This is a genomic window from Mycetohabitans endofungorum (assembly GCF_037477895.1).
Taxonomy (GTDB): Bacteria; Pseudomonadota; Gammaproteobacteria; order Burkholderiales; family Burkholderiaceae; genus Mycetohabitans.
On sequence record NZ_CP132744.1, the window covers coordinates 1406223 to 1429589 of the forward strand.

Here is a 23367-nt window from a genome sequence, read left to right on the forward strand (position 1 = left end):
ATCACCGCGCGCGTCGCCGCGCCGCGTGCGCGGGTCGCGCCTTTCACGACAGCGGGGGACGGCAACGTGCTTCATCAGATCATCGACCGCAGACTTGCCGGCAAGAATAAGAGTATTGCGAATCGCGAACGCTTCTTGCGACGGGTCAAGCACTATATCCGCGAAGCGGTGTCCGAGGCCGTGCGCGACCGCAGCATCAAGGACATCCAGAGTACGAAGAGCATCACGATTCCGAAGAAGGATATCGGCGAGCCGATGTTCCATCATGCACCGGGCGGGCGGCGCGAAATCGTCCATCCAGGCAACGCGGACTACGTGAAAGGCGACAAAATTCCGCGCCCGCCCGGCGGTGGGGGGAGTGGGAGCGGAGGACAGGCGAGCAACGAAGGCGAGGGGCAGGACGACTTCGTGTTCGAGTTGTCTCGCGAGGAATTCATGCAGTATTTCTTCGACGACCTGGAACTGCCACGATTGGTTAAGACACACCTGATGGCGGTGCCAAGTTGGAAGAACCAGCGTGCCGGCTGGGCGGCCGAAGGCACGCCGAACAACATCGACGTCGTGCGCTCATTGCGCAGTGCGCTGAGTCGGCGCATCGCGCTTGGTGCGCCGTTGGTCAACCAGCTGCGCGAACTCGAGGCGCAACTGGACGAGTTGAAGGACGACCCGGGCGATCGCCGGGCCGAGATCAAACGGCTCGAGGATGAAATCCATCACCTGAAGGGACGCATCTGGCGGATACCGTTCATTGACCCATTCGACCTGCGCTACGTGAATCGCGTCAAGCAACCCACTCCATCCAGCCAGGCAGTCATGTTTTGCTTGATGGACGTTTCCGGTTCGATGGACGAACAGCGCAAGGACTTGGCCAAGCGCTTCTTCATCCTGCTATACCTGTTTCTGACGCGTAACTATGAAAAGATCGAGGTGGTGTTCATCCGGCACCACACGCGTGCGGAAGAGGTCAACGAGGATACTTTTTTTCACTCGACCGAAAGCGGTGGCACCGTGGTCTCCAGTGCGTTGGAGCTAATGAAGAAGATCATTGACGAGCGCTATTCGCCGACAGAATGGAATATTTATGGCGCACAGGCATCCGATGGCGACAATTGGACGGACGATTCGCCAAAATGCCGTAAGCTGCTGGAAAACGACATCCTGCCAAAAACGCGGTACTTTGCGTATATCCAGGTAGCCCAGGAAGTGCAGAACCTATGGTTCGAATACAGCCAGCTGGCTGACGCAGTACCTCATTTCACGATGAAAAAGGTCGATGACGCGGCGGACATCTATCCAGTGTTTCGCGAATTGTTCGAAAAACAGGTGGCCGCATGAACTCCAACCCAAAATCTCGCCAGCCGAGCGAGGAACGTGTCGCGATGCTCGGTGACGATGCTAGCGGGGATACCCGCATACGACCGAGCGACCATGGCAATGGTCGCCGGCCATTGCCGAGTCCGTCGGACTGGACCTTCGAGCTAATTGAACGCTATGACGCTGAAATTGCGCGCGTGGCAGAGCACTATAAACTTGACACCTATCCGATCCAGCTGGAATTGATCAGCGCCGAGCAGATGATGGACGCGTATGCGTCGGTCGGCATGCCGGTCAATTACCGGCACTGGTCTTTCGGCAAGCACTTTCTTGCGACCGAGAAAAGCTACCGGCGCGGCCAGATGGGACTAGCATACGAAATCGTCATCAATTCGAATCCCTGCATCGCCTATCTGATGGAAGAAAACACGATGACGATGCAAGCACTGGTGATCGCGCATGCGGCCTACGGCCACAACTCGTTTTTTAAAGGCAATTATCTATTTCGGCTGTGGACCGACGCTCACGCGATCATCGACTACCTGGTCTATGCCAAGCACTACATTGCCGAATGCGAGGAGCGCTACGGCCTGGACCGCGTCGAGGAGTTGCTCGATTCATGCCATGCGCTGATGAACTACGGCGTGGACCGCTATAAGCGTCCTCAAAAGTTGTCGCTACAGCGGGAACTGGAGCGGCAACGCGAGCGCGAGGCGTATTTGCAGACGCAAGTCAACGAATTATGGCGCACACTGCCAGCGCGCTCCAAGCCCGAAACCGTGGACGACGCGGATGAAACCCGCTATCCGCCCGAGCCGCAGGAAAACCTGTTGTATTTCGCCGAAAAGAATGCCCCGCTATTGGAGCCATGGGAACGCGAAGTCATACGAATCGTGCGCAAGATCGGGCAGTACTTCTATCCGCAACGGCAAACCCAGGTGATGAATGAAGGGTGGGCCTGCTTCTGGCACTACACACTGCTCAATACGCTGTACAACGAAGGCAAGCTGGCTGACGGCTTCATGCTCGAATTTCTGCATTCGCACAGCAATGTCGTCTACCAGCCACCGGTGACCAAACCGTATTACAGCGGGATCAACCCGTATGCGCTGGGGTTTTCGATGATGACGGACATTCGCCGCATCTGTGAGCAGCCAACCGACGAAGACCGGCGCTGGTTTCCCGACTTGGCGGGCAGCTCGTGGCTCGAGGCACTCGACTATGCGATGCGCAACTTCAAAGATGAAAGCTTCGTTGCCCAATATTTGTCGCCGTCATTGATCCGGGACATGCGGCTGTTCTCGATCCTAGACGACGATTCGAAAGAGGCTCTGGAAGTCTCCGCGATCCATGACGAAAGCGGCTACCAATACGTCCGGCAGGCGCTGTCGCGCCAGTATGATATCCATCACCGTGAGCCAAATATCCAAGTATGGTCAGTGAATACACGAGGTGATCGCAGTCTCACGCTGCGTCACTTCATGACCGACCATCGACATCTGGGCAGCGACACCGAAGAGGTGCTCAAACACATGGCGCGGCTGTGGCAGTTTAACGTGCACCTGGAAAGTGTCGACGAGAACGGCACGGTGCGCCGGCGCTACGAATGTCCTTACGTCGCGCCAGCGGTGCGGGTCTAGGGTCGGGCGGCATCGCTGCGCGAATCGGCGTGCGGCTGCAGCAGTTTCAACGGCTAGCAACAAATCCCCGGCAGGGAAGTCGCTTTCTAAGCGTCATTAAGGTTCATCAACGTATCATAGCGTGGTAACGGCTTATTGTGTGGGTCGACCGTTTTACCGTACGTTGCCCGTAAGGCATTAAATGCGGCGTAACCTTCGCGGGCGTAAGGGTTGTGTGGATCCTTCCGCCAAGCGTTGATAGTAGGCTGATTCTTCGGCGTCAACTCGGAATTTATTACATCATCCAGCGTTCCTCGGCCTGGCTCTTCTGCAGCCCATTTCACAAAATGGCGCAAGTGGCTTGCGTACTTCGCTGCCTTGGGGTCGGAACAAAGCTGAAGAAATGTACCGATCAATTCTTTAGACCTTGTGAGAGGCTGCTTCGGCCTGAAGTCCAGCATCGAAAAAGTGGGCCCTCCCGTACTGACTTCTGCAGTCGCAATTTTAGCGGCCAGCCACATGGTCGGGTCTTCAGTGTGATTCTTATCGGACGCGCGCTTAGTGGTTCGTTCGGTCGTGCCAGTACTAACGCTTGTTGCGCTCGTGCCGGTACCAACGTTCCCTGAATTCGAGCCGGTACGCGTTTCCTGGGCAGCCACGCCGAAACCACTGATTTTGTTTGATAGCACCAACGCGCCGTTCTGACTCGACGATTTCAGCGCAAATCGACCCGACTGCTTAATGGCGGACCGAGTGGAGTCAGCGCTTTTCTTTCTTTTGGTAACGCGGCCGTCTTGACCTCCAAGCGTGTCTAGCCGCGCATGGGACTGTAAGTTGCTAGGCTGTACGTCGGCGCCTTTCTGTTTTTCTTCGTGAGCGCATGGTGGGACACTCCCCGAATTCAGCAAGTCACTGATACGCATTTTTCCTCCCAAGGGCAGGCCTGTATAACGTATAACGTTGACGATACGCACTTTTTGATAACCAAGCGCAGAAAAACGAAGTGTTGGAGGGATTTACGAACAGCTGTTTGCTTTGCTGGTCCAGTTAGTCCATGACAACCGTCAGAGGCCAGGCTAAACAACATAATGCCATATTTTACATAACGTGAATTATCGCATCTTAGGGATGTAGCGGCTAAGTTGTAATGTCCGCTTTTGGCTAAGTTCAGATGTTGACGAGCCGACAGATTCGTCGTCTGGTCGAACGACTACGCGAACACGGACCGCAAGGTCTCGTGTCGCGACGGCGGTCGAAACCGAGCAACAACCGGCTGGATGCCGGAACAGCCGAGCGCACGCGCTCGATCATCCGCGAGCGCTATGCCGATTTTGGGCCGACGCTGACCTGCCCCCTTCAGTAGGGCCAACGGGCTTCTAGCAAAGTCCTTTTATACCAGCTCCTGGAAAGCGGCAGGAGCATCCGCTGTTGCCCGGTGTTTCGCCGCAAACCCGCCGACGCTCGTGCGCCAGTTCCACCAGACGCGCCTTCAGCGCATCATTGTCGTGGTCCAGCTTCGCCTCGTAATGCAACACGCTGCGAGAAAGCCCGACAAGCCGGCAGGCGCGGCGCTCCGAGATGTTTACCTTCTCCCGAATCGCCGCCACTGCTTCGCGCTTGGCTTGCGGGCTCAGGGCTTTCCCTTGACGACAACCTTCAACGCTTGCATATCGAGCATCGCCTCGGCCAGCAGCTTCTTCAGCCGCGCGTTCTCGGTTTCCAGTTCCTTGAGCCGGCGTGCTTCCGACACCTGCATGCCGCCAAACTTCGCGCGCCACGTGTAGAACGACGCGTCACTGAACCCGTGCTGCCTGCACAACTCTTTGACCGGCCTGCCGGCCTCGGCTTCCTTCAGAAACCCGATGATCTGTTCTTCCGTAAAGCGCTTCTTCATGTTCGTCTTCTTCTCCGAAAACGAACTTTACTAGGTTCTGGCTGGCCCTGCTTGCAGGGGGCAGGTCAACGCTGGCCTGCGAGAAGCTGTGGGAATGCTACGGCATTCGGCTGGCCAAGGAGTTGAGGACCGGGCGCCGCAACGCACGTTGTTGGTGTACGTGGAATGTAGTGGACGGCAAATTCAAGCCGTGGCGCTAAACGCCATTATGAAGAATCCGAATCCGGTTGTGCCGCTGCCAGTCTCGCGTATTGGTGCCCTAACCTAACCCCGTTAAGCAGCCAAAATATTGACAATGGTACCATCACAAAAGAAATTGCGCTTATGGATAAGCCTAGCATCCCCATACCGGCATAGGCCCAAGCACCCAATTGGTCGCCTGAGCGATAAGCTACTGTATCAATAAAACTCTTGATCTTATATCTTATTTTTTCGTCTATAGCTGCAAATAGTGTTTCCTGAACGGGTTTGGTAATTGAAAAATTTATGATACGAGAAATTACTCTAAATGCAATGAGGGTTGCGACTGTCTGCTTCCAGGCAAGCATGCCAAAGCCTATGGCGCTTGTTGCTGGCGCCATTGCAAGGGCAATGGAAATCCCCAAAGAACGAATTACGCGACCAGTTAAAAACAATTGGATTATTATTGTGACAGCGTTGACGGCAAGGTCAATCGATGAAAATAATTTAATACGTTCTTTATTATCAATATCTAGACCTTGTATTATTATAGCTTGATGAAAATACAATGCTGTTGACGTTAGCGACAAGAGGACAACATAGACGCATAGGCCCGCAACGTGGGAAGACCGTAGGGCTGGAACAATGCGAAGTATTTTTGTAAGGCTGTTTATATTTTTATTATCATCCTGTTGGACTCCGCTCGTCATGCTGCCGGCATGCTTCCTCTTACCCAGATAAACTATCCTCCTACGTTTCTTATCTAGTTCCGTTGACGTTGATGTAAGATGCAGTGTACTGCGAGCCGCTAATTCGAGTAAAATTGCTGCAATTGCCAATGTCCACCCTGGACCAAGCAGGCCTGACAGCGCAGTACTCACACCTGAGCCTGCCAGCGCACCCAAATTCGCGCCGGCTGACACCATTCCAAAAAGTCGTCCGCCTTGCTCTTTGCTGAACTTGTCGATAGTCATCATCCAATACAGGGTCATCGCAAAAACGCTATAGGCAGAAACCCAAATGAAAAACACATCCTCCATCCAAAATGCCTGTTCTGGCACAGAAGATCGCATTATAATTGCAAAAATTACAAGGATCGCGACGCAAACTCGATAACTGATCGAAACTGCACGCTGCAAAGGAACTTTGTTTAATAATTTTGAAAATAAAAATGAAATAAGCAGCATGCACAACAATGTAGCGCTGAATAACCACGTCAGTTTTTGCACGCCGCTCACGGCACCCATCGTGTCACGGATAGGCCGGATTAGGTAATAGGCTAACGATAACCAGAAAAGACCTAGCGCACTCCAAAGCAACGGTCGAACTTCATCGGGACGCAACTTGAACCGCATGCACCATTGTTCACGACTGGTGCTTATCATACTAAGTAGTTTAAAATAGTCACGTCGCACTGTTGTCCTTACCAGCTCTACGCATGTACTGCCCTACGCTAAACTAGTGCCTTGTAAGCTGCATCACAGCATTCATCTTGGTGGCTGAATCACCATTTGCATAGCGTAGCGGCCGTTCCTGTAAAGGATTTGGCGTGCTGCGATATGACACAGACTGAGCAGCATAGCTGACACTATTGCCGGTGGCACAGCCAATGCTTCTGAAAGCAGGCGCGGAATATGCGAGGAAACTGTTAGGCGGTCCACAACCTGGAACCAATGGCATGAGCTACGCACGGAAAAGGAGTTCAACATTATGAGTGACTATCTGAATTATGTTGGAATTGGATTGATAACGCTTTTACCAATCATCAACCCAATTACCAGCGCTAGCGTATTTCTCGGATTGAGTGCTCACATGAGCCCTACGCAGCGCAATCAACAGATTAATTTGACCGCATTTTATGTACTGATATCTCTACTAGCTTGTTTTTACGCAGGCAGTGCCATTATGAATGCGTTTGGCATTTCAGTTCCGGGAATGCGTGTCGCGGGAGGGATGATTGTTACCTATATTGGTTTTGGAATGCTCTTCCCAAAGTATCACGAGATTGAAACACAAAAGAAAATAGCATCAACGCCTCCAGCAAATGTGGCTTTTATTCCACTCACCTTGCCCGTGACCGTTGGCCCAGGCGCAATCGCGATGATTGTTAGCGATGCTTCAGCAATCCACCGAACGGGTGGTTATAGTCTGATCGATCATCTCGTCGTGCTAACCGTCGATATTGCGCTTACGTTGATTCTGTGGATGACTTTGCGCAGCGCATCACGGGTGCTTCATTTGTTGGGAAGGTCTGGCACCGATGCTATTTCCCGAGTAATGGGTTTCATGCTGGTCTGTATGGGGGTTCAGTTTGGCTTAAATGGGCTACACGGGGCCTTCATGGCGCCAAAATGACCATTAAGGTCCTGCCGCATTAATTATGCCGAACATGCCGCCAGCTTCGCGAAACCAGCGCGCTCCCAACGGCTACAGCACGCCGCATGCCGATGCTGCGGCGCCACTCCGTGCATTTTCCGTGGGGTGGTCAGGCTACAACTTGAACAATTTCCAGGTCGTAGCCGACCATTCAGTTCACCCCAGCTTCCCCTTCTTCATTGGTGCAATTCGTCGGGCCGTTGACCCTCACGCAGACCGAGCACATCGAGGTATGCGTCGAGAGCACCCTGGCAAGGCGATCCTCCTTACGGATAACGGCAGTTGGATAGCCAGACTTCAGCAACTCGAAGTTCAACAGCAATCCGGTCGGCAGATGCAGAATGTCCAGCGGCGTTGTGCTAGCGCCCGCGATCACCACGTTCTCATGGCGATACCGACCGGCCTCTTTGTCATCGATCCCTTTCAGCACGAGGCTGTGAATGTTACGGATCTGCCATTCGGACAGCGCCTCGTTCCTCGCGACGATCTCCTCAACGTAGAGAATAGCGTCGCGATGGTTCGTGGCCTCGAAGTGCTCGCGCAGCGAGTTGCCCCCTACCGTAATGCCGCAGGCCTCGCCCCTTTTGACGGCCAGTTCGCCACCGATGTCGCATCACGATCGGGCAACCGGTCCAATGGGCGCCGTTGCTCGATGTCGACCAGTAGGGTGCCATAGCGATGACCGCGCTTGAATGCCCAGTCATCGACGCCAACTATGGCAGGGTTGGATGTCGTCGCGACGTGCTTTTGGCCGTTGCGTTTGAGCAAACGAAGCATCGTTTCTCCGCTGATCGAGATGCCCAGCCGCTGCGCCAGGCGCGCGCCTGCGGCGCCACTGAGCGCCAAGCCCACATGCCACAGCGCCGTCTGTGCTCGGGCTGTGCGACGCTGCTGACGTGGGCCGAATTGCGCTGGGCATTGGGCGAATGTTTGCCGGCGGCACATTGTGTTATCGCAACGAAAGCGCCGCACCTGGATTTCCAGCGTGACGCGATGGCCGCTACACGGCAGGTCTTCAACGCGTCGCCGGTACCCTCCGTGTATCCGGGAACTGGTCGCTCCACACGCCGTGCAGTGCGCAACGAGCCCTTGATGTTTTAGAGTCGCTAACACAAGTCGTCCACGAAGCGCGAACAGATAACGGCAGCAGCCAAGCGGAGCAAGGCGATATGAATGTCCAGACGCCGCTCAAAGCGGATGCGCAGCTTACCAAAACCGGCAAACCAGGCGTGCGTGCGCTCAACTACCCAGCGATGCCGTCCGAGCCGCTCGCGCTTTTCTACGCCTCGACGGGCGATGCGTGCAGTGATTGCGCGTTGCTTCAGATAGCGTCGGCAGCGGGCAAAGTCGTAGCCCTTGTCCGCATGCAGTGTGCCCGGGCGTTTGCGCGGCAAACCGCTCAAGCCCGGCACGGCTGGGAGGGTATCGAGGGTGCGCTCGAAGGCCATCGAATCATGCCGGTTGGCACCCGTGACTGTGATCGCCAAGGGAACGCCTCGGGCATCTACGACCAGATGCCGTTTGCTCCCGAGTTTGCCACGGTTCGTCGGGTTGGGGCCGGTTTCCTGGCCCCCCGGGGGCTGGCAACGCTGGCCGCATCCAGGCTCGCTCGCTCCCAATCAATCTGGTCATGTTCACGCAACCGGCAAAGCATGGCCAGATGCAGCCTGCTCCACACGCCTGCGGCCTGCCAGTCGCGCAATCGGCGCCAGCATGTCATGCCGCTGCCAAAGCCAAGCTCCTGCGGCAAGTCTTCCCATGGAACGCCTGTATGCAGGACATACAGAATACCGTTCAATGCCGCCCGGTCGTCAACAGTGCGCCGACGCCCGCCTTTGGGTGAGGGCGTGAACGCTGGAATCAACGGCTCCAGCACCGCCCATAATTCATTGCTGATTTTGCGTCTTGCCATGACCTTAGAATACGCGCCTTACGGCCTGACGTCCAGGTTGCGTTAGCGACTCTTAGTGCAATGATGAGCCGATGGCCGATCATCTCCCACCCGACAATGCGCATGCCGGAAGCGGGCAACAGGCGTTGAAGGAAAGAAAAATTCACGCCGATTATCCGAGTGATGCAATACTGGCTTGATCGTCATTGTCACCTGCAGGTTCACACAAAGTGTGGAAGAGCCATTTTCAACGTGCTGCTGACAATGGCGCTTGCCCTGCTCTTTCCGCAGCTCACCGTAATGGGTGTCGAGGAGCCCGGTAAACTCATTGTTCAGAGGGTAACCATCGCCTTTGCCGCCATCGTTTATGGCCTTAAAAATAAGTAACACAATCAATACAGGAGCACGAAAATCATGACGCCGGAAATCTATCGAGAAAACGGGCAGCCCTTCCTACTGGAAGGAAATGAAGTGGGTGTGCTGCTGTCACACGGCTACACCGGCACGACGTCGGGAATGCGGTATCTGGGCGAGTATCTGCACAACAAGGAAGGCTGGACGGTCCACGCGCCCCGGCTCAAAGGGCATGGCGACTCGCCTGCCGCGATGGCTGAAACCACGGCGACCGACTGGATCCGCTCGCTGGAAGACGGGCTGCAGCTGCTCTCCAAGCGGTGTACGACGATTTTCATGGCGGGACTGTCAATGGGCGGTTGCCTCACCTTGTACATGGCCGCACAGTACGCTCAGCAAATCAAGGCCGCCGTGCCGATCAACGCGTGCCTTTATTTCGGAACCCACACGCTGGCTGAGCTGGCATACAAAAAAGATGCGCCGGACTACCTTGTCGGTGTAGGCAATGACGTCAAGGATCCGAATGTTACTGAGGTGGCATACCACGAAATCCCGGTATCCACGATCAAGGAAATCTACGGCTTGATGAACGTGACACGAGATCTGCTGCCAAAAATCGTCTGTCCGACTCTGGTCATGGTTTCCCCGGAAGATCATGTCGTACCGCCAGCGAACGGGCAGATCATCCTGAATGGCATTAGTTCGACGGACCGACGGCTGTTAGTGCTTCAAAATTCTTTCCACGTCGCGACCATCGACTTTGACAAAGAAGTCATCGCCGAACGTACCCGCTCGTTTTTCTCGGAGCAACTGCGTCGGTTGTAAGAACAGGACAGCTGGTAGACGCGGTATCCGGTTGCGTCATGTCGCGTTCTGCCGGCGCGGCATGACGCATCATCGGCGGCAACCGCCCCGCTCTACTGCAGCAGCGCTAGCGTAGCGCGGAACAGTTCGCTGAACGGATCGGCAAGCTCGTTGACAAGGTTAAAATGATTGCGATCCGGCTGCTGTACTAGTCGTACTGGCAATCCTTTTGCGACCAGCAGCTCATGAAAATGATAGGTCTGGTGCTTGAAGCCGGCTGTCTCCAGGCCTCCGACCGCCAATACCACCGGCGGTCCGTCGTGCGGCAACCGCAACGCCGGGCTAAGCAACGCCGCTTGCTCCGGATGGAGCCGTAGCCATTCATTGACGTCGATGTCGCATAACGGCCGGATATCGTAGAGTCCGCTCAGGCCGACGATCCCCTTGATGACGTCGGACGGAACCTCGAACGCACGTTGCCAGTCGTCACCATACAGCATGCCGGCCAGATGCGCTCCCGCCGAGCTACCGCAGACGATGATCCGCTGAACATCGATGCCATATATTCCGCCATGGCGATACAACCATGCGACCGCGCTGCGCACTTCGCGAACGACTTCGGCAAGCGTCGCTTCAGGCAACAGTGTGTATTCAACCATCGCCACTGCCACGCCGTGGTTCGTCAGCGCTTGCGCCATCGAACATGCGTCTTCCTTGCGCTGTGAACGCCAGTATCCACCGTGGACGTAGACGAAGAGCGGCGCGGGCTGGCTGGCCGCGACGGCCGGAAAGATATCGATGCGCTCGGCCTGCCCCATGCCATAGCGTTGGTCGAGTATCGCCGGGCAGGCTTGCCGTGACCGTTCGGCTAGCTGCGCGTATAGGCGCATTTGCGCATCGAAGTCGGCCACGGACGCGCGAGCATTGTACTGAACAGCGCGCTCGGCGAGGTCGGAAAACGTCAAGTCAAACGGCATGATATTCCCGCTGTCAGTTCGAAACGCATGATACGCTGCACCGGCTGCCGCGTCGCTAGATGCTTAGGTGCGCGCTCAACTTGTCCGCCTGCGCCCGCAGCTGTGCTGAGTCGCCGTGCCAGACCACGCGCCCTTTGGACATCAGGTAGTGATGGTCTGCAATCGCCAGTTGCGACGCGAGGTTCTTGTCGATGCAAAGGATCGCTAATCCGGTCCGCTTCAGTTCAGCAAGGCATCGCCAGATTTCCTCGCGGACCAACGGCGCCAGCCCTTCTGTCGCTTCGTCCAGGATCAGCAGGCGCGGATTGGTGAGCAACGCACGGCCGATGGCAAGCATCTGTTGCTCCCCGCCGGACAGGTTTGAAGCGAGATGACGCTCGCGTTCCTTGAGCCTTGGAAACAGCTGGTAAACACGCTCCAGCGTCCACGGCCCCCCTTGCCACGGATGGCCGGCGCGTGCTGTCGCGACAAGATTCTCGTGCACCGTCAAGGTCGGGAAGACGTGTCGGCCCTCAGGCACAAGACCGATGCCGGCCCGCGCGATCCGATAGGACGCACTTGAATGCACCGGCTTGCCACCAAGCCGGACGACACCCGTGCAATTGTGCAGCAAACCGGTGATCGACTTGACTGTGGTGGACTTGCCCATCCCGTTACGACCCAGTAGTGTCACGAATTGGCCATCGTTGACCCTCAGATCAACGCCGAACAACGCTTGGCTACGGCCATAAAACGCTACCAGCGATTCGACTTCGAGTAATTGGCCCGTCATACGTGTTCCCTTTTGCCTTGCGGTGCCGTGTCATCACCGAGGTAAGCTTCGCGTACGCGGGGATCAATGCGGATCTCGTCAGCACGCCCCGTAGCGATCGGCTTGCCATAGACCAATACAGTGATCCTGTCGGCCAGTGCAAAGACCGCGTCCATATCGTGTTCCACCAGCAACATCGCATGACGACCTTTGAGTTCGTGCAGCTGTGCCGTCATGTTCTCTGACTCGGCCTGGCTCATGCCTGCCATGGGCTCATCGAGCAACAGCAGCTTGGGCCGGCCGGCGAGCGCCATCGCTAGCTCCAACTGGCGGTGCTCACCATGCGCCATCTGCGCCGCGCTCACGTGCGCGCGCTGCGCCAACCCGACACGCTCGAGCAGCTCCAATGCGGGCTCGCGCACGCGGCTCTGGCGCGCGAGCGCGCCAGAGCAGCTGAAGCGCCGCGGCCCGAGCGCATTGACTGCGAGCATGACATTCTGCAGTGCGGTATAGTCCGGGAGCACAGACGTGATCTGGTATGAGCGTGTTAAGCCGAGCCGCGCCCGTTGACTGATGCTTGCCGATGTCACATCGCGGCCGTCAAACTTGATCGTGCCCGCGTCCGGGCGCAACTCGCCGGCCAGTTGCGCGATCAGCGTGCTCTTGCCTGCTCCATTCGGCCCAATGACTGCATGAATCTCGCCCGGCTCGATCGTCATGCTGAAATGATCGGTCGCGACAAAGCCGCCATAACGCTTGGTCAATCCCGTCACTTGCAACAAACTCATACCTGCTCTCCCGCCGCACGGGGGCTGCGGTCCATGCGTGCGCCGAACGACTCGAGCAGCCCTGCCAGCCCATGGCGATTGACGAGTACCGCCACCACGATCAACGGCCCCATGACGAGCATCCAGTGTTCCGTCACTGCCTTGAGCCCTTCTTCTGCCAACACGATCGCAAACGTGCCGAGCACTGCGCCGATGAACGTGCCAGCGCCGCCGATCACTACCATCACGATCAGGTCACCGGACATCGTCCAGGACAGATACGACGGAGCCACGAATTGGGTCAGGTTCGCGTATAGCATGCCAGCGATGCTCGACAATGCCGCAGCCACGACATAGACAGCCCGTTTGCATTGCGTAGTGGGTATGCCAAGCGCCTGCATCCGGCACTCATTGATCCGGATACCACCCAGTGTCAGGCCCATGGCAGTGTGTAAGAAGTGTCTGCCGAACGCGAGCAGCGCCAGCAGCAGGCATGCAGATACGACGTACAGCGTGAGCGGATCAGTCAGCTGCACGGCGCCGAACTGACTGCCGGCAGCCAGCGCGAAGCCGTCATCGCCCCCATACTCGCGAAGACCGACCGCAAGAAAGTAAAACATCTGCGCAAATGCCAGCGTAATCATGATGAATGCGATACCGCGGGTGCGCAACGCGATGGCACCAGTCACCACAGCCACCAGTGCACTGACCGCGATCGCGCAAAGCAAATGCAGCCAACCGCTGCTCACGCCGTGTTGCACGAGCATCCCGGTGGCATAAGCGCCCAGCCCAAAGAACAGCGCGTGTCCAAAACTCACAAGACCGCCGACGCCCAATATCAGATCCAGCGACATGGCGGCGATGGCGAGAATCGCGATGCGCGTGACCAACGTCAATAAGAACGGCTGCTGGGTTGCCTGTGCGTAGAGCGGCACCGTGATCAGCACGGCCATGACCAACCATGACATCTTGCCGGCGAGCGTCGCGCGCGCGGCTGGCTCGTGGCTGCTCAATGTTGAACGCGCCGTACGGCGCGCGGCTAATGGGATCGACATAATCATCCGCCTGTTCAATATTTGACCGGAAAAAGCCCTTGTGGACGCCACGCGAGCACGGCCGCCATCAGGATATAGATCAGCATCGATGCGAGCGCAGGCCCGGCGCTGTCGGCGGCGCTGCGCTCCAGCAGCTCGCGCAGCGCTACCGGCAGCAGCGTACGGCCGAGCGTGTCCACCACACCGACGATCAGTGCCGCATAGAAAGCACCGCGGATCGATCCGATCCCGCCGATGACGATGACCACCATCGTCAGGATCAGAACGGGCTCGCCCATGCCAGACTGCACGGACAAGATCGGGCCGGCAAGCAACCCTGCAACGCCCGCTAACGCAGCGGCAACGCCGAACAACAACGCATTGAGTAATCCCATGTTGACGCCTAGTGCGGCAACGATGTCACGATGTGTCGCGCCCGCACGAATCAGCATGCCTATGCGGGTGCGATGAATGACGACGTAGCAGCCTAGGGCAATGCCAATACCGGCGGCCACGATGAGCAGCCGATAGGCAGGGTAGTTGATGCCGAATACGTCGATGGCGCCGGACAGCGAGGGCGGCACTTCCATATAGTAGGGAGAAGGACCCCACAAAGTGCGGGCCAGCTCATTGAAGAACAAGATCAGCCCGAACGTGGCAAGCACCTGATCGAGGTGGTTGCGTGCATAGAGGCGGCGGAATATTCCCGCTTCCAGCGTGATGCCCACGACCATCATGGCGGGAACGACAGCCAGCGTCGCCAACATGAACGAACTTGTCAGGTTGTACACCAGCGCGCCGACAAAAGCGCCTATCATGTAAAGCGAGCCGTGCGCCAGGTTGACAAAGTTTGCAATACCGAACACAAGCGTGAGGCCGGCCGCCATCAGGAACAATAGGATGCCGAGCTGCAGGCCATTGAGGCACTGCATGATCGCCAACGTCAGGTTCATCGTAGCATCCGTTCAGTTCATTTTGCACTGCTGCAAGATCGGCGTGCGGGACTTCGGCACGATCGGGTTCTTGCTCTCAAACGCGGCACCGGTGGCAGTGCGCACGACGTCGACGCGATAAAAGCCGGCACGAGGGAATTGATTGGATTCCAGGCTGAAGGCGCCCCGCACCGATTGAAACCGCGCGGTACGCAGTGCGGCACGTAGCGCATCGCGATCCGCCACGTTACCCTTGACGGCCGACAGCGCTGCATCGAGTAGGTTTGCCGCATCATATGACTGCGCCGCGTACATGGATGGCTTGCGCCCGTACTTGGACTCGAATGACGAGGCAAATTGCGCGTTCTGGGCGTTCTTCAGATCAGGCGCATACGGTGCAGCGGTAATCGCGCCGACTGCGACTTCTTTGAGCGCCGGCAATGTCGTGCCATCGATCGTCGAGACCGAAACCAACGGGATCTTGCCCAGCAAACCGGCCTGCCGATACTGCTTGACAAAGTTCACGCCCATGCCCCCCGGATAGAACACATAGACGGCGTCCGGACGCGCAGCCTGCAACTGAGCCAATTCGGCCGAGTAATCAGGCTGGTTAACCTGCGTGTACACCTCATTGACGATTGTGCCGCGGTAATCGCGTTTGAAGCCCGTGATCGCGTCACGTCCCGCCTGGTAATTCGGGGCCATCACATAGACGCGCTTATAGCCCAAGTCCTGCACCAATTGCCCCCCTGCCTCATGCAGTTCGTCGTTGTTCCACGAGGTGGAGAAAAACAGCGGCGAGCACCCCGGCCCAGCAAGCTGCGTGGGGCCGGCATTGGAACCGATCAGGAACACGCCGGCGCTGGTCACCGGTTTGTGGATTGCCATCATCACGTTGGAGAACGTCACGCCGGTGATGATTTTCACCCCATCACGATTGATCAGTTGTCGTGCTTCCTGGAGCGCGACATCCGGTTTGAGCTGGTCGTCCTTGCGCAGCACTTGGACCGGTACACCGCCCAGCTTGCCGCCTTTTTGCTCGACAGCCAGCATGAATGCATCGTATTGGTCCTGGCCGAGCGCGCCGGCTGGGCCCGACAATGTCGCGAGGAAACCGATTTTCAGCGGCCCCGGCTCGGCCGCTTGCACCGGCATTGGGTGCAGTACGGCAGCGGCTAGCGCAATCAGCATGCGGGCGCCGCGGTACCACGGCGCGGAGTGATCGACTCGGTCGGTCATGCGTGGCTCTCCTGACAAGGCTGTTATATTGATTCAGCAGACGGCACGGCGGCCCGCTCCCAGTATGCGCCGCATCACCGCGGCGACCTGCCCGAGCCGCGCGTCAGGTCTACGAATCAGATCAGTGCAGCCAGTCTAAGCGGCGTTGAGCATAAACAATAATAACCTTTTCAGGATGCGCTATTCCCTACCGTTATACCAATCTATCCGCCGTCGAGCACGCCATGAACCAGGGCCGCACTTTCACGAAGGCAAGCGATGAAGCGCATGCATGCAGGGCTAATTTTCTTGTTTGCCCGGACCGAAAACCCCACGGCGCCAAAGTCCGCCGCCTCGGTGATCTTGACAACCGCCAACAAACCCGCATCGACGAACTGACGCGCGGCGGCGCGCGGCATTAGCGCCGCGCAGGGGCGCTCGAGCAACAGGCCGAGATTGGTCAGCATTGACAGCGACTCGACGCGATCAGCCGGCATCGGCAAGCCGGCGTCATAGAACAGCCGTTCAGCTCGCAAGCGGACTGGAGAATCGCCAAGTGGCACGATCCACGGCAAGTGCATTAAGTCAGCAAGGCTCGGTTGTGCGGACAGGCCTGCCGCATGCTTGGCACCGACCACCACGCACATCGATTCCTCGAACAGGACCTCGTGTTGCAGCGGGAATGCATTGGCAAGCGGCAGCTCGCGCTCGGGCAGGCGGCCGACCACGATATCCAGGTCGCCGGTCGCCAGCGCCGGGAACAACTGCGCAGTTGCCCCCTCGCGCACCGTGACCAGCATGTCCGGCGCCTGCTCCTTCAATTTGCAGATCGCCACCGGCAGCAGCCGGGCCGACGCTGATATCAGCGTGCCGACGATCACGTGCCCGGCTGTACCGCTTTGCAGCGTATTGACCTCATCGGTTAGGTAGCGCAGTTCGGTGATCATCGATTTAGCGCGACGGCCTAGCAGCCGACCCAGTTCCGTCGGCACGACGCCGCGGTTCGTGCGCTCGAACAGGGCCTCGCCAAAGAATGCCTCCAACTCCTGGATGGACTTGGTCAACGCCGGCTGCGTCATGCTCAACTCATTGGCAGCGCGCAGCAGTGACCCACTGTCGATGACCTTGGCAATCAGGATCAACTGCTGCAACTTGAGCTTGCGCGACAGTGAAACGTGCGTGAGCTTATGGGTGCGCGGTAAGGGTTGGCGTACGTTTTCATTCATCGTGAAGTCCCGTCGATCCTCCATATATCGGCCCAAGTGAGGGCACGGCCCTTGTCCGGATCCCGTAGCGTAACGCAGAAATGCACGATCCCAATCATCGACGTACAGCGTGAGCCTTCCCGCAGTATGTGCCGTCGATCCGACCCATCGGCTGATATTACCGTTTGGACTATAACGGCCTTGAATTTTCATTATTTTTTGTGCACCGGCCCCTAGATTGGGCGAGCCTTTCCGACACATCCATCGGTCTGCGTGGGTGCCGGCGGGCATCTACCTGTCAGCCCCGCTGATGCAAGTGGGCATTGATCGAAGGAATCGTGCAGCAGGGAGTACGAGGCCTGTCTCACTGGCGCGTTCGCTACGACTGAGGCTAAGCTAAGCTCAAGCCTTAGCACGGACGCACCTGCTATCCGGGGCCATCGCCGCTACCGCTACGGGGGGGTTAACTTGTTTCGACAGTGCAGTATTATACGAACCATATACAAAACATATATTCAAACAGGTCACCGATGGGCATCGTCAAAATCTCCGAACAGATGCACAAGTCGCTGCGCTATGCAAGCGGCGCGCTGAGCCGCTCAATCAACGCGCAGGCCGAACATTGGCTGCGCATCGGGATGCTCGCGGAATTGAACCCAACGCTCGACTACACCGGACTATGCCGGCTGTTAATGCAGGCCGAGGCGGCGGGCACGCCTTGGCATACTGCCGGCTTGGACAACGACGTCAGCAAGGCAGCATGATGCGGCGCGCTGCCCGAGTCCCGCTCCGTTCGCGCGCCGAAATTGCGATGGCCCGTCGTGCCGGCATGCTGGCCGCGGACGTCTTGCAGATGATCGGCCCTTACGTCAAGCCCGGCGTGAGCACCGACGAACTCGACCGGCTGTGCCATGACTATATCGTCAACGTGCAACGAGCGACGCCGGCCAACGTTGGCTATCACAGTTATCCGAAGACGATCTGCGCGTCGGTGAACCACGTGGTGTGCCACGGCATTCCATCATCGCGCCCGTTGCAGGACGGCGACATTCTGAACATCGACGTCGCCGTGATCAAGGACGGCTGGTATGGCGATACGAGCCGCATGTACTTTGTCGGCGAGCCAGACGATGCGGCACGGCGACTAGTGTGCACTGCGTACGAAGCGATGATGGCGGGCATTGCCGCTGTGCGTCCGGACGCCACGCTCGGCGATGTCGGCCATGCGATCCAGCGCGTCGGGCAACGCGAAGGCTTCGGTATCGTACGTGAGTATTGCGGCCACGGGATCGGACGCGTCTATCACGACGAGCCGCAGGTGCTCCACTATGGACGCCCGAGAACCGGCCTCGAACTGAAGCCCGGCATGATTTTTACGATCGAGCCAATGTTCAACGCCGGGTCGGCTGGCACGCGGCAACTGGCGGACGGCTGGACAGTCGTGACGCAGGATGGCTCGTGGTCCGCGCAGTGGGAACATATGGTCGTGGTGACGGAGACCGGCGCGGAGGTACTCACACCGTGGCCCGAGGCGCATGGTGCCATGCCGCAGCCGTTCGGCCTGTGCGATGCCGTGCCCCACCCCACCTAACACTGACCTTGCCAACGTTACGTCAGCACTTTGACGAGCTTGGTCGGCACCGCCGCCGGACTGTTGCATCGGTGGCGCGACTCGCTTCCCCTGCGTCGCCGCTGGGTCCAGTGCCACCGACGTCGGTATCGATCAGGATGTTACCGCCACACCAGCCAGCACCGTCTCCAGCCGGTCCAGGTCTTCGTCCGTGTGCGCAGCCGACAACGAGATCCGCAACCGGGACGTGCCAGGCGGAACCGTCGGCGGCCGGATGGCCGGCACCCACAGACCCGCGTCGTCCAACGTCGCCGCGTCACTCGCGCCTACCATCGCATCCAGGGTCTCGGTATCACAATGCGGATAGATCTGCACGCACGCGCGGGATAGCCGCGTGCCGTCGATCAGCGAAGCATGGTTGGTTCAGCGCATCGGAGAAGATCGCCGCATCGCGACCGGCCAGCGCGGTCAGCACGGCCAGGTTCGCCATGTAGCCGGTGCAAAAATACAATGCACGGGCATCGTCGACAAAGCCGCCACAGAACGCGGCCAGGTCCTGCTCGGCTTGCGCATGCGCGCGCGAATAACCACCCAGCAGGTGAGCCCCCCGCTGCCGGCACCATAGCGTCGTGCGCCGTCGCCCAACACCTAGATCAACGCTGGATGCGCAGCAAGTCCCAGGTAGTCGTTACTCGCAAAACCCACGATGCGTCGCCCGTCCACGCTCATCCGCGCGCTGCACGCACTGTCGGCAATGCGCCGATGCCAGCGCAAGTGGTTTGCATCGAGCGCCGACAAGCCGCGCCCAAGCGATTCGAGCAGCTTCATGCGAGTGTTTCTGGAGATCATTGCCGTGATTTGGCGATCCATTGGATCGGGGCCGATTCCTGGCTCGTCGCGCCAAGCCGGTCGATCAGCTCGCGGTCCTGATGGGGAGCCGGATTGGGCGTGGTCAACAGTTTCTCGCCGATGAACACTGAGCCGGCGCCAGCAAACAGACACAGCGCCTGAAGCTCGTCGCTCATGTGCTCACGCCCGGCCGAGAGCCGTATCACGGACGCCGGCATCACGATGCGGGCCACCGCGATCGTGCGCACGAACTCCAACCCGTCGACGTCGCGCTCGTGCGCGAGCCGCGTGCCTTCGATCCGCATTAGGGAATTGACCGGCACCGACTCCGGGTGTGCTGGCAAATTGGCCAATGTCTGCAACATGCCGACTCGATCCTCGCGCGACTCCCCCATGCCGACAATGCCGCCGCAGCAAACCTTCAGGCCCGCGTTGCGCACGTGCTCAAGTGTGTCAAACCGCTCCTGCAACGTACGCGTGGTGATCACGGATGGATAGTATTCGGGACTCGTGTCAATGTTGTGGTTGTAGTAGTCCAGGCCGGAGTCGGCTAGGCGCTGCGCTTGTGCGTCGGTCAGCATGCCGAGCGTCACGCAGGTTTCCAGCCCCAGCGCCTTCACGCCCTCCACCATTGCGCAGACCCGCTCCAGGTCGCGCTCGCGCGGGCTGCGCCATGCGGCCCCCATGCAAAAGCGCTGCACGCCGGCGGCCTTGGCCTGCGCAGCGGCCTGCAACACCGCGTCCACGCTCATCAATGCGGTCGCTTTCAGGTCGGTCTCGGCGTGGACCGATTGACTACAGTAGCCGCAGTCCTCCGGGCATCCACCCGTCTTGATGGACAACAATTGCGAAATTTGCAGGCCGCGGCCGGCATGATAACGTCGCTGCACGGTATGCGCGCGATATAGCAGGTCATCGAATGGCAAATCGAACAACGCCGTAATTTGCTCGCGCGTCCAGTCGTGCCGGATTGGCGCTGCGTCGTCGCCGGACAAACTGGAGGAATGAGCCGACGATTCTGTTGGCCTAATCGACATATGCAGATACTCCTATGCGGATGGGATCCAAACGACCCGGCGGCTACGGGTAGATGTGACACGCGCCGCTGGCGCGCCACGGCCGCAGTGGTCTCGACCACTCAGCTTATTTAATAGATAATCTACCGACTTCCCAAGCTCACGCCGATTGCGTCCTGGATGTTATAACGAAATTGGCGTCAGTTTACCTACTCATGAAAATAGATAATCTATGAAATGGACATTGGGCGCCTAAGCGATACCCGCACGCCGAGCTTGGTCGAGCATATTGTCGACCGGTTGCGCGAGCGTATTGTCAGCGGGGAGTTAGCCGGCGGTACCGCGCTTCGACAGGACCACATCGCCAAGGAATTTGGGGCGAGCCATGTACCTGTGCGCGAAGCGTTTCAACGGCTGCAGGCAATCGGACTGGTAACGATTCTGCACAGACGCGGCGTGCGCGTCACCGCATTGGATCGTGCCGCCATCAAGGAAGCCGTTGACATGCGGGCGGTGCTCGAGCCGCTTGCGCTGCGCCACGCCATGCCACACTTGCGCGCCGAACATTTCGAGGCGCTTGAAAGTGCCCACGCCGCGTGCGACGCCGCCAATTCGCTTGCGTCGTGGGATGCAGCCAACCGTGCGTTCCACCATGCGCTGGTGCGCCATTGCGCGATGCCCCGCCTGCTGGCGACACTGGACGTGCTGCAATTGACCAGTTCGCGCTTCGTACTCGCCGTCGGCCGGGCGCGCGGCTGGCAATCGCGCTCGAACCACGATCATCAACTGATCATCGACGCGTTGAAAGGCCATGATCTCGAGCGCGCCGCTCAATTACTGTCACGCCACATCAGCACCATGGAGCGCGTCGGATTTCCGGTCAGTTAGCGCGGTGATATCCGTCGCGCCACCGACCATGACTGTTGATCACCGACGGCTTGCGTCGCGCAATGGGAGCTCAGCGAGATCAACTTGGCACTGAAACTAGCACTGTCGCGGCTCATCTACGAGTTGAACGCGCTGACCGACCGTATAGCAGGCATGCACTGACCAGGATACGCGCGAGCCTCGTGCGCCGCATAATAGCGCGCCGGTTCGCGCTTTGCAGCGCGGTGCGGCCTGCCTGTCCGCCACAAACGGAGCACGGGGGTAGTTCACTTCTGGGTCCCCGCTTCGGCAAATGGCAGTTCGTGTTGCACCGGCGCGCGCGCCAAGCGCTGCGCGTGCGCCGGTCGCAGCGCACTGACCCGCACACCGAGCAGCCTAAGCCGCTTGTCCAGTGGCACGCGCTTCAGACATTCGGTGGCGGCGCGCCGAATCACGGCCGCATCCGCGGTGGGCTCCGGTAAGCTGACATCGCGCGTAACGGTGCAGAAATCCGCATAGCGCAGCTTCAGCCCGACCGTGCGTCCGACATAGCCCTTGCGCGTCAAGTCTTGCGTCACGCGCACGCACAGGTCCGTGAAGATCGCCGAGAGCGCGGCGCGGTCGTGGCGCACGTGCATATCACGCTCGAACGTGGTTTCGCGGCTCATCGATTTCGGCTCCGACGTGACTTGCACCGGCCGCTCATCGATGCCGTGGGCGACGTCGGCCAGCCAGGCGGCATAACTGTGGCCGAAATGCGCTTGCAGCAGTCCGGGATCGGCCTTCGCTAAATCGCCGACCGTGGCGATGCCCAGCGAAACAAGTTTCTCGCCCGCCTTCGGGCCGATACCGTTGATCTTGCGCACCGGCAGTGGCCAGATCCGCGTCGGCAGGTCCGCGATGGACAGAATTGTCATGCCGTCCGGCTTGTCCAACTCCGAGCCGATCTTTGCGAGCAGCTTGTTCGGCGCAACGCAGATCGAGCACGTGAGACCGGTCGCGTCGCACACCGCCTGCTTGATGCGCATCGCCAGCGCTCGCGTGTCGCCGGGCAACGCGGTCAAATCAATGTAGATCTCATCGATCCCGCGATCCTGGATTTGGTCAGTGAAAGTCGCCACTGCGGCCTTGAACAGCCGTGAATAATGGCGATACAAGTCGAAGTCAGTGGGCAGCAAGATGGCGTCGGGCGCGAGCTGCGCGGCCTTCATCATGCCCATTGCGGAAAACACGCCGAGCGCGCGCGCCTCATACGTGGACGTGGTGACCACACCACGTCCAGCGTAATCGCGCAAGCGGGCAAACCGGCGCGTGCCGTCCGGCAGCGTCTGCGGCGCCGCCTTCCGGCCACCACCGATCACCACCGCCTTACCGCGCAGCTCGGGATAGCGCAACAACTCGACGGATGCGTAAAAGGCATCCATGTCGAGATGGGCGATCCGGCGCGTCGGAACCATGGTAATTGGAACGGCAGCTGTGCGATGCTAAACGGCGATAGTATACCTGTATATTTATACAGTTATACAACGGGAGCGTATACGCTTCCTAGGCAGCGCACTGGCCGTCGGTGCCGGCAAGCCGGGACCCGCTTCGGTCAGCGTGAATGCATCGTCGTCGCTCACACTGATCTTCAGCCTCGGGTTGAACTACGCGCACTGGTCATTGACCGTGTCGGTGTCGTACATGCCGCTGACAACCTATGCGAGCACGACGATTAAAGCGGCGGACGGCACCACGCTGGCAATGGCG

Annotated in this window: 21 protein-coding genes and 6 pseudogenes; 10 read left to right on the forward strand and 17 right to left on the reverse strand. The window is 58.6% G+C overall.

The features are described from left to right. The first annotated feature begins 66 nt into the window (after window positions 1-66). A complete protein-coding gene (locus RA167_RS06020; protein ID WP_076787112.1) occupies window positions 67-1335 on the forward strand; it encodes a YeaH/YhbH family protein in 1269 nt (422 codons plus the stop codon). 104 nt (window positions 1336-1439) lie between these two features. Further along, window positions 1440-2954: pseudogene (locus RA167_RS06025) on the forward strand (SpoVR family protein); the annotation flags it as partial. Window positions 2955-3040: 86 nt separating this feature from the next. On the opposite strand, the gene RA167_RS06030 reads toward RA167_RS06025, so the two are convergent. After that, a complete protein-coding gene (locus tag RA167_RS06030) occupies window positions 3041-3856 on the reverse strand; it encodes a hypothetical protein (RefSeq protein WP_076784866.1) in 816 nt (271 codons plus the stop codon). A 251-nt stretch (window positions 3857-4107) separates the two neighbouring features. On the opposite strand from RA167_RS06030, the pseudogene RA167_RS06035 reads away from it, so the two are divergent. Beyond that, window positions 4108-4284, forward strand: a pseudogene (locus RA167_RS06035) (helix-turn-helix domain-containing protein); the annotation flags it as partial. A 100-nt stretch (window positions 4285-4384) separates the two neighbouring features. Here the strand turns inward: RA167_RS06035 and RA167_RS06040 are convergent. Then, window positions 4385-4827 (reverse strand): annotated as a pseudogene (locus RA167_RS06040) (transposase); the annotation flags it as partial. A gap of 206 nt (window positions 4828-5033) precedes the next feature. After that, a complete protein-coding gene (locus RA167_RS06045) occupies window positions 5034-6392 on the reverse strand; it encodes an NTP/NDP exchange transporter (RefSeq protein WP_255710731.1) in 1359 nt (452 codons plus the stop codon). Window positions 6393-6717: 325 nt separating this feature from the next. Between RA167_RS06045 and RA167_RS06050 the strand changes: the two genes are divergently transcribed. Then, a complete protein-coding gene (locus RA167_RS06050) occupies window positions 6718-7362 on the forward strand; it encodes a MarC family NAAT transporter (protein ID WP_076784871.1) in 645 nt (214 codons plus the stop codon). Window positions 7363-7534: 172 nt separating this feature from the next. Here RA167_RS06050 and RA167_RS06055 read toward each other — a convergent pair whose 3' ends face one another. The 4 genes and pseudogenes from RA167_RS06055 to RA167_RS06070 form a co-directional block, all read right to left on the reverse strand. Then, window positions 7535-7813: a hypothetical protein gene (locus RA167_RS06055; RefSeq protein ID WP_076784872.1), complete on the reverse strand. Its 279-nt coding sequence runs from the start codon at window positions 7811-7813 to the stop codon at window positions 7535-7537. A 125-nt stretch (window positions 7814-7938) separates the two neighbouring features. Beyond that, on the reverse strand, window positions 7939-8160 hold the full coding sequence (locus RA167_RS06060) for a transposase (RefSeq protein ID WP_237574275.1): 222 nt from the start codon (window positions 8158-8160) through the stop codon (window positions 7939-7941). Between the two features lie 231 nt (window positions 8161-8391). Then, window positions 8392-8496, reverse strand: a pseudogene (locus tag RA167_RS06065) (hypothetical protein); the annotation flags it as partial. Continuing rightward, window positions 8490-9295, reverse strand: a protein-coding gene (locus RA167_RS06070; RefSeq protein WP_139336938.1) for an IS5 family transposase whose coding sequence is annotated in 2 segments (ribosomal slippage) — window positions 8490-8965 and window positions 8965-9295 — 807 coding nt in all. Because the reading frame shifts where the segments join, the coding sequence is not laid out codon by codon here. The gene RA167_RS06070 and the pseudogene RA167_RS06065, both read right to left, overlap by 7 nt. Window positions 9296-9457: 162 nt before the next feature. Here RA167_RS06070 and RA167_RS06075 point away from each other — a divergent pair. Together RA167_RS06075 and RA167_RS06080 are read left to right on the forward strand one after the other, a co-directional pair. Beyond that, a complete protein-coding gene (locus RA167_RS06075) occupies window positions 9458-9661 on the forward strand; it encodes a hypothetical protein (protein WP_076784873.1) in 204 nt (67 codons plus the stop codon). A 27-nt stretch (window positions 9662-9688) separates the two neighbouring features. Then, entirely contained in the window at window positions 9689-10453 is a 765-nt protein-coding gene (locus RA167_RS06080) for an alpha/beta hydrolase (protein WP_076784874.1), read from the forward strand. Window positions 10454-10545: 92 nt separating this feature from the next. Here the strand turns inward: RA167_RS06080 and RA167_RS06085 are convergent, their stop codons facing one another. From RA167_RS06085 to RA167_RS06115, 7 genes are all read right to left on the reverse strand, one after another. Then, a complete protein-coding gene (locus tag RA167_RS06085; RefSeq protein WP_076784875.1) occupies window positions 10546-11409 on the reverse strand; it encodes an alpha/beta hydrolase in 864 nt (287 codons plus the stop codon). Window positions 11410-11464: 55 nt separating this feature from the next. Next, window positions 11465-12181, reverse strand: a complete 717-nt coding sequence (locus tag RA167_RS06090) for an ABC transporter ATP-binding protein (protein ID WP_076784876.1) — start codon at window positions 12179-12181, stop codon at window positions 11465-11467. After that, window positions 12178-12948 carry an ABC transporter ATP-binding protein gene (locus tag RA167_RS06095; protein ID WP_076784877.1) on the reverse strand — a complete coding sequence of 257 codons (771 nt, stop codon included), beginning with the start codon at window positions 12946-12948 and terminating at the stop codon, window positions 12178-12180. The genes RA167_RS06090 and RA167_RS06095 overlap by 4 nt, the downstream gene beginning before the upstream one ends. Continuing rightward, the gene (locus tag RA167_RS06100; RefSeq protein WP_237574271.1) at window positions 12945-13982 is read right to left on the reverse strand and encodes a branched-chain amino acid ABC transporter permease; all 1038 of its coding nucleotides are present in this window, start codon (window positions 13980-13982) and stop codon (window positions 12945-12947) included. Before RA167_RS06100 ends, RA167_RS06095 begins: the two co-directional genes overlap by 4 nt. Before the next feature lie 14 nt (window positions 13983-13996). After that, window positions 13997-14914 (reverse strand): branched-chain amino acid ABC transporter permease, encoded by a 918-nt coding sequence (locus RA167_RS06105; RefSeq protein WP_076784878.1) that lies wholly within the window; start codon window positions 14912-14914, stop codon window positions 13997-13999. Window positions 14915-14926: 12 nt separating this feature from the next. Then, complete coding sequence (locus RA167_RS06110) at window positions 14927-16132, reverse strand: ABC transporter substrate-binding protein (protein ID WP_083705944.1); 1206 nt, start codon at window positions 16130-16132, stop codon at window positions 14927-14929. Window positions 16133-16335: 203 nt separating this feature from the next. Beyond that, window positions 16336-17337, reverse strand: a complete 1002-nt coding sequence (locus RA167_RS06115; RefSeq protein WP_076787121.1) for a LysR substrate-binding domain-containing protein — start codon at window positions 17335-17337, stop codon at window positions 16336-16338. Between the two features lie 509 nt (window positions 17338-17846). Between RA167_RS06115 and RA167_RS06120 the strand changes: the two genes are divergently transcribed. Together RA167_RS06120 and map are read left to right on the forward strand one after the other, a co-directional pair. Continuing rightward, window positions 17847-18080, forward strand: a complete 234-nt coding sequence (locus tag RA167_RS06120) for a ParD-like family protein (protein WP_076784879.1) — start codon at window positions 17847-17849, stop codon at window positions 18078-18080. Next, window positions 18080-18907: a type I methionyl aminopeptidase gene (gene map / locus RA167_RS06125; RefSeq protein WP_076787123.1), complete on the forward strand. Its 828-nt coding sequence runs from the start codon at window positions 18080-18082 to the stop codon at window positions 18905-18907. Before RA167_RS06120 ends, map begins: the two co-directional genes overlap by 1 nt. Window positions 18908-19192: 285 nt before the next feature. Here the strand turns inward: map and RA167_RS06130 are convergent. Next, window positions 19193-19714 (reverse strand): annotated as a pseudogene (locus tag RA167_RS06130) (aminotransferase class I/II-fold pyridoxal phosphate-dependent enzyme); the annotation flags it as partial. Between the two features lie 17 nt (window positions 19715-19731). After that, window positions 19732-20772 carry a biotin synthase BioB gene (gene bioB / locus RA167_RS06135; RefSeq protein ID WP_083705945.1) on the reverse strand — a complete coding sequence of 347 codons (1041 nt, stop codon included), beginning with the start codon at window positions 20770-20772 and terminating at the stop codon, window positions 19732-19734. A gap of 216 nt (window positions 20773-20988) precedes the next feature. Here bioB and RA167_RS06140 point away from each other — a divergent pair, with 216 nt between their 5' ends. Next, a complete protein-coding gene (locus RA167_RS06140; protein ID WP_076784880.1) occupies window positions 20989-21639 on the forward strand; it encodes a GntR family transcriptional regulator in 651 nt (216 codons plus the stop codon). A 266-nt stretch (window positions 21640-21905) separates the two neighbouring features. On the opposite strand, the gene dinB is transcribed toward RA167_RS06140, so the two are convergent. Then, window positions 21906-23075, reverse strand: a complete 1170-nt coding sequence (gene dinB / locus RA167_RS06145) for a DNA polymerase IV (RefSeq protein WP_076784881.1) — start codon at window positions 23073-23075, stop codon at window positions 21906-21908. Between the two features lie 88 nt (window positions 23076-23163). Here dinB and RA167_RS06150 point away from each other — a divergent pair. Further along, window positions 23164-23361, forward strand: a pseudogene (locus RA167_RS06150) (OmpW family protein); the annotation flags it as partial. Between the last annotated feature and the right edge of the window lie 6 nt (window positions 23362-23367).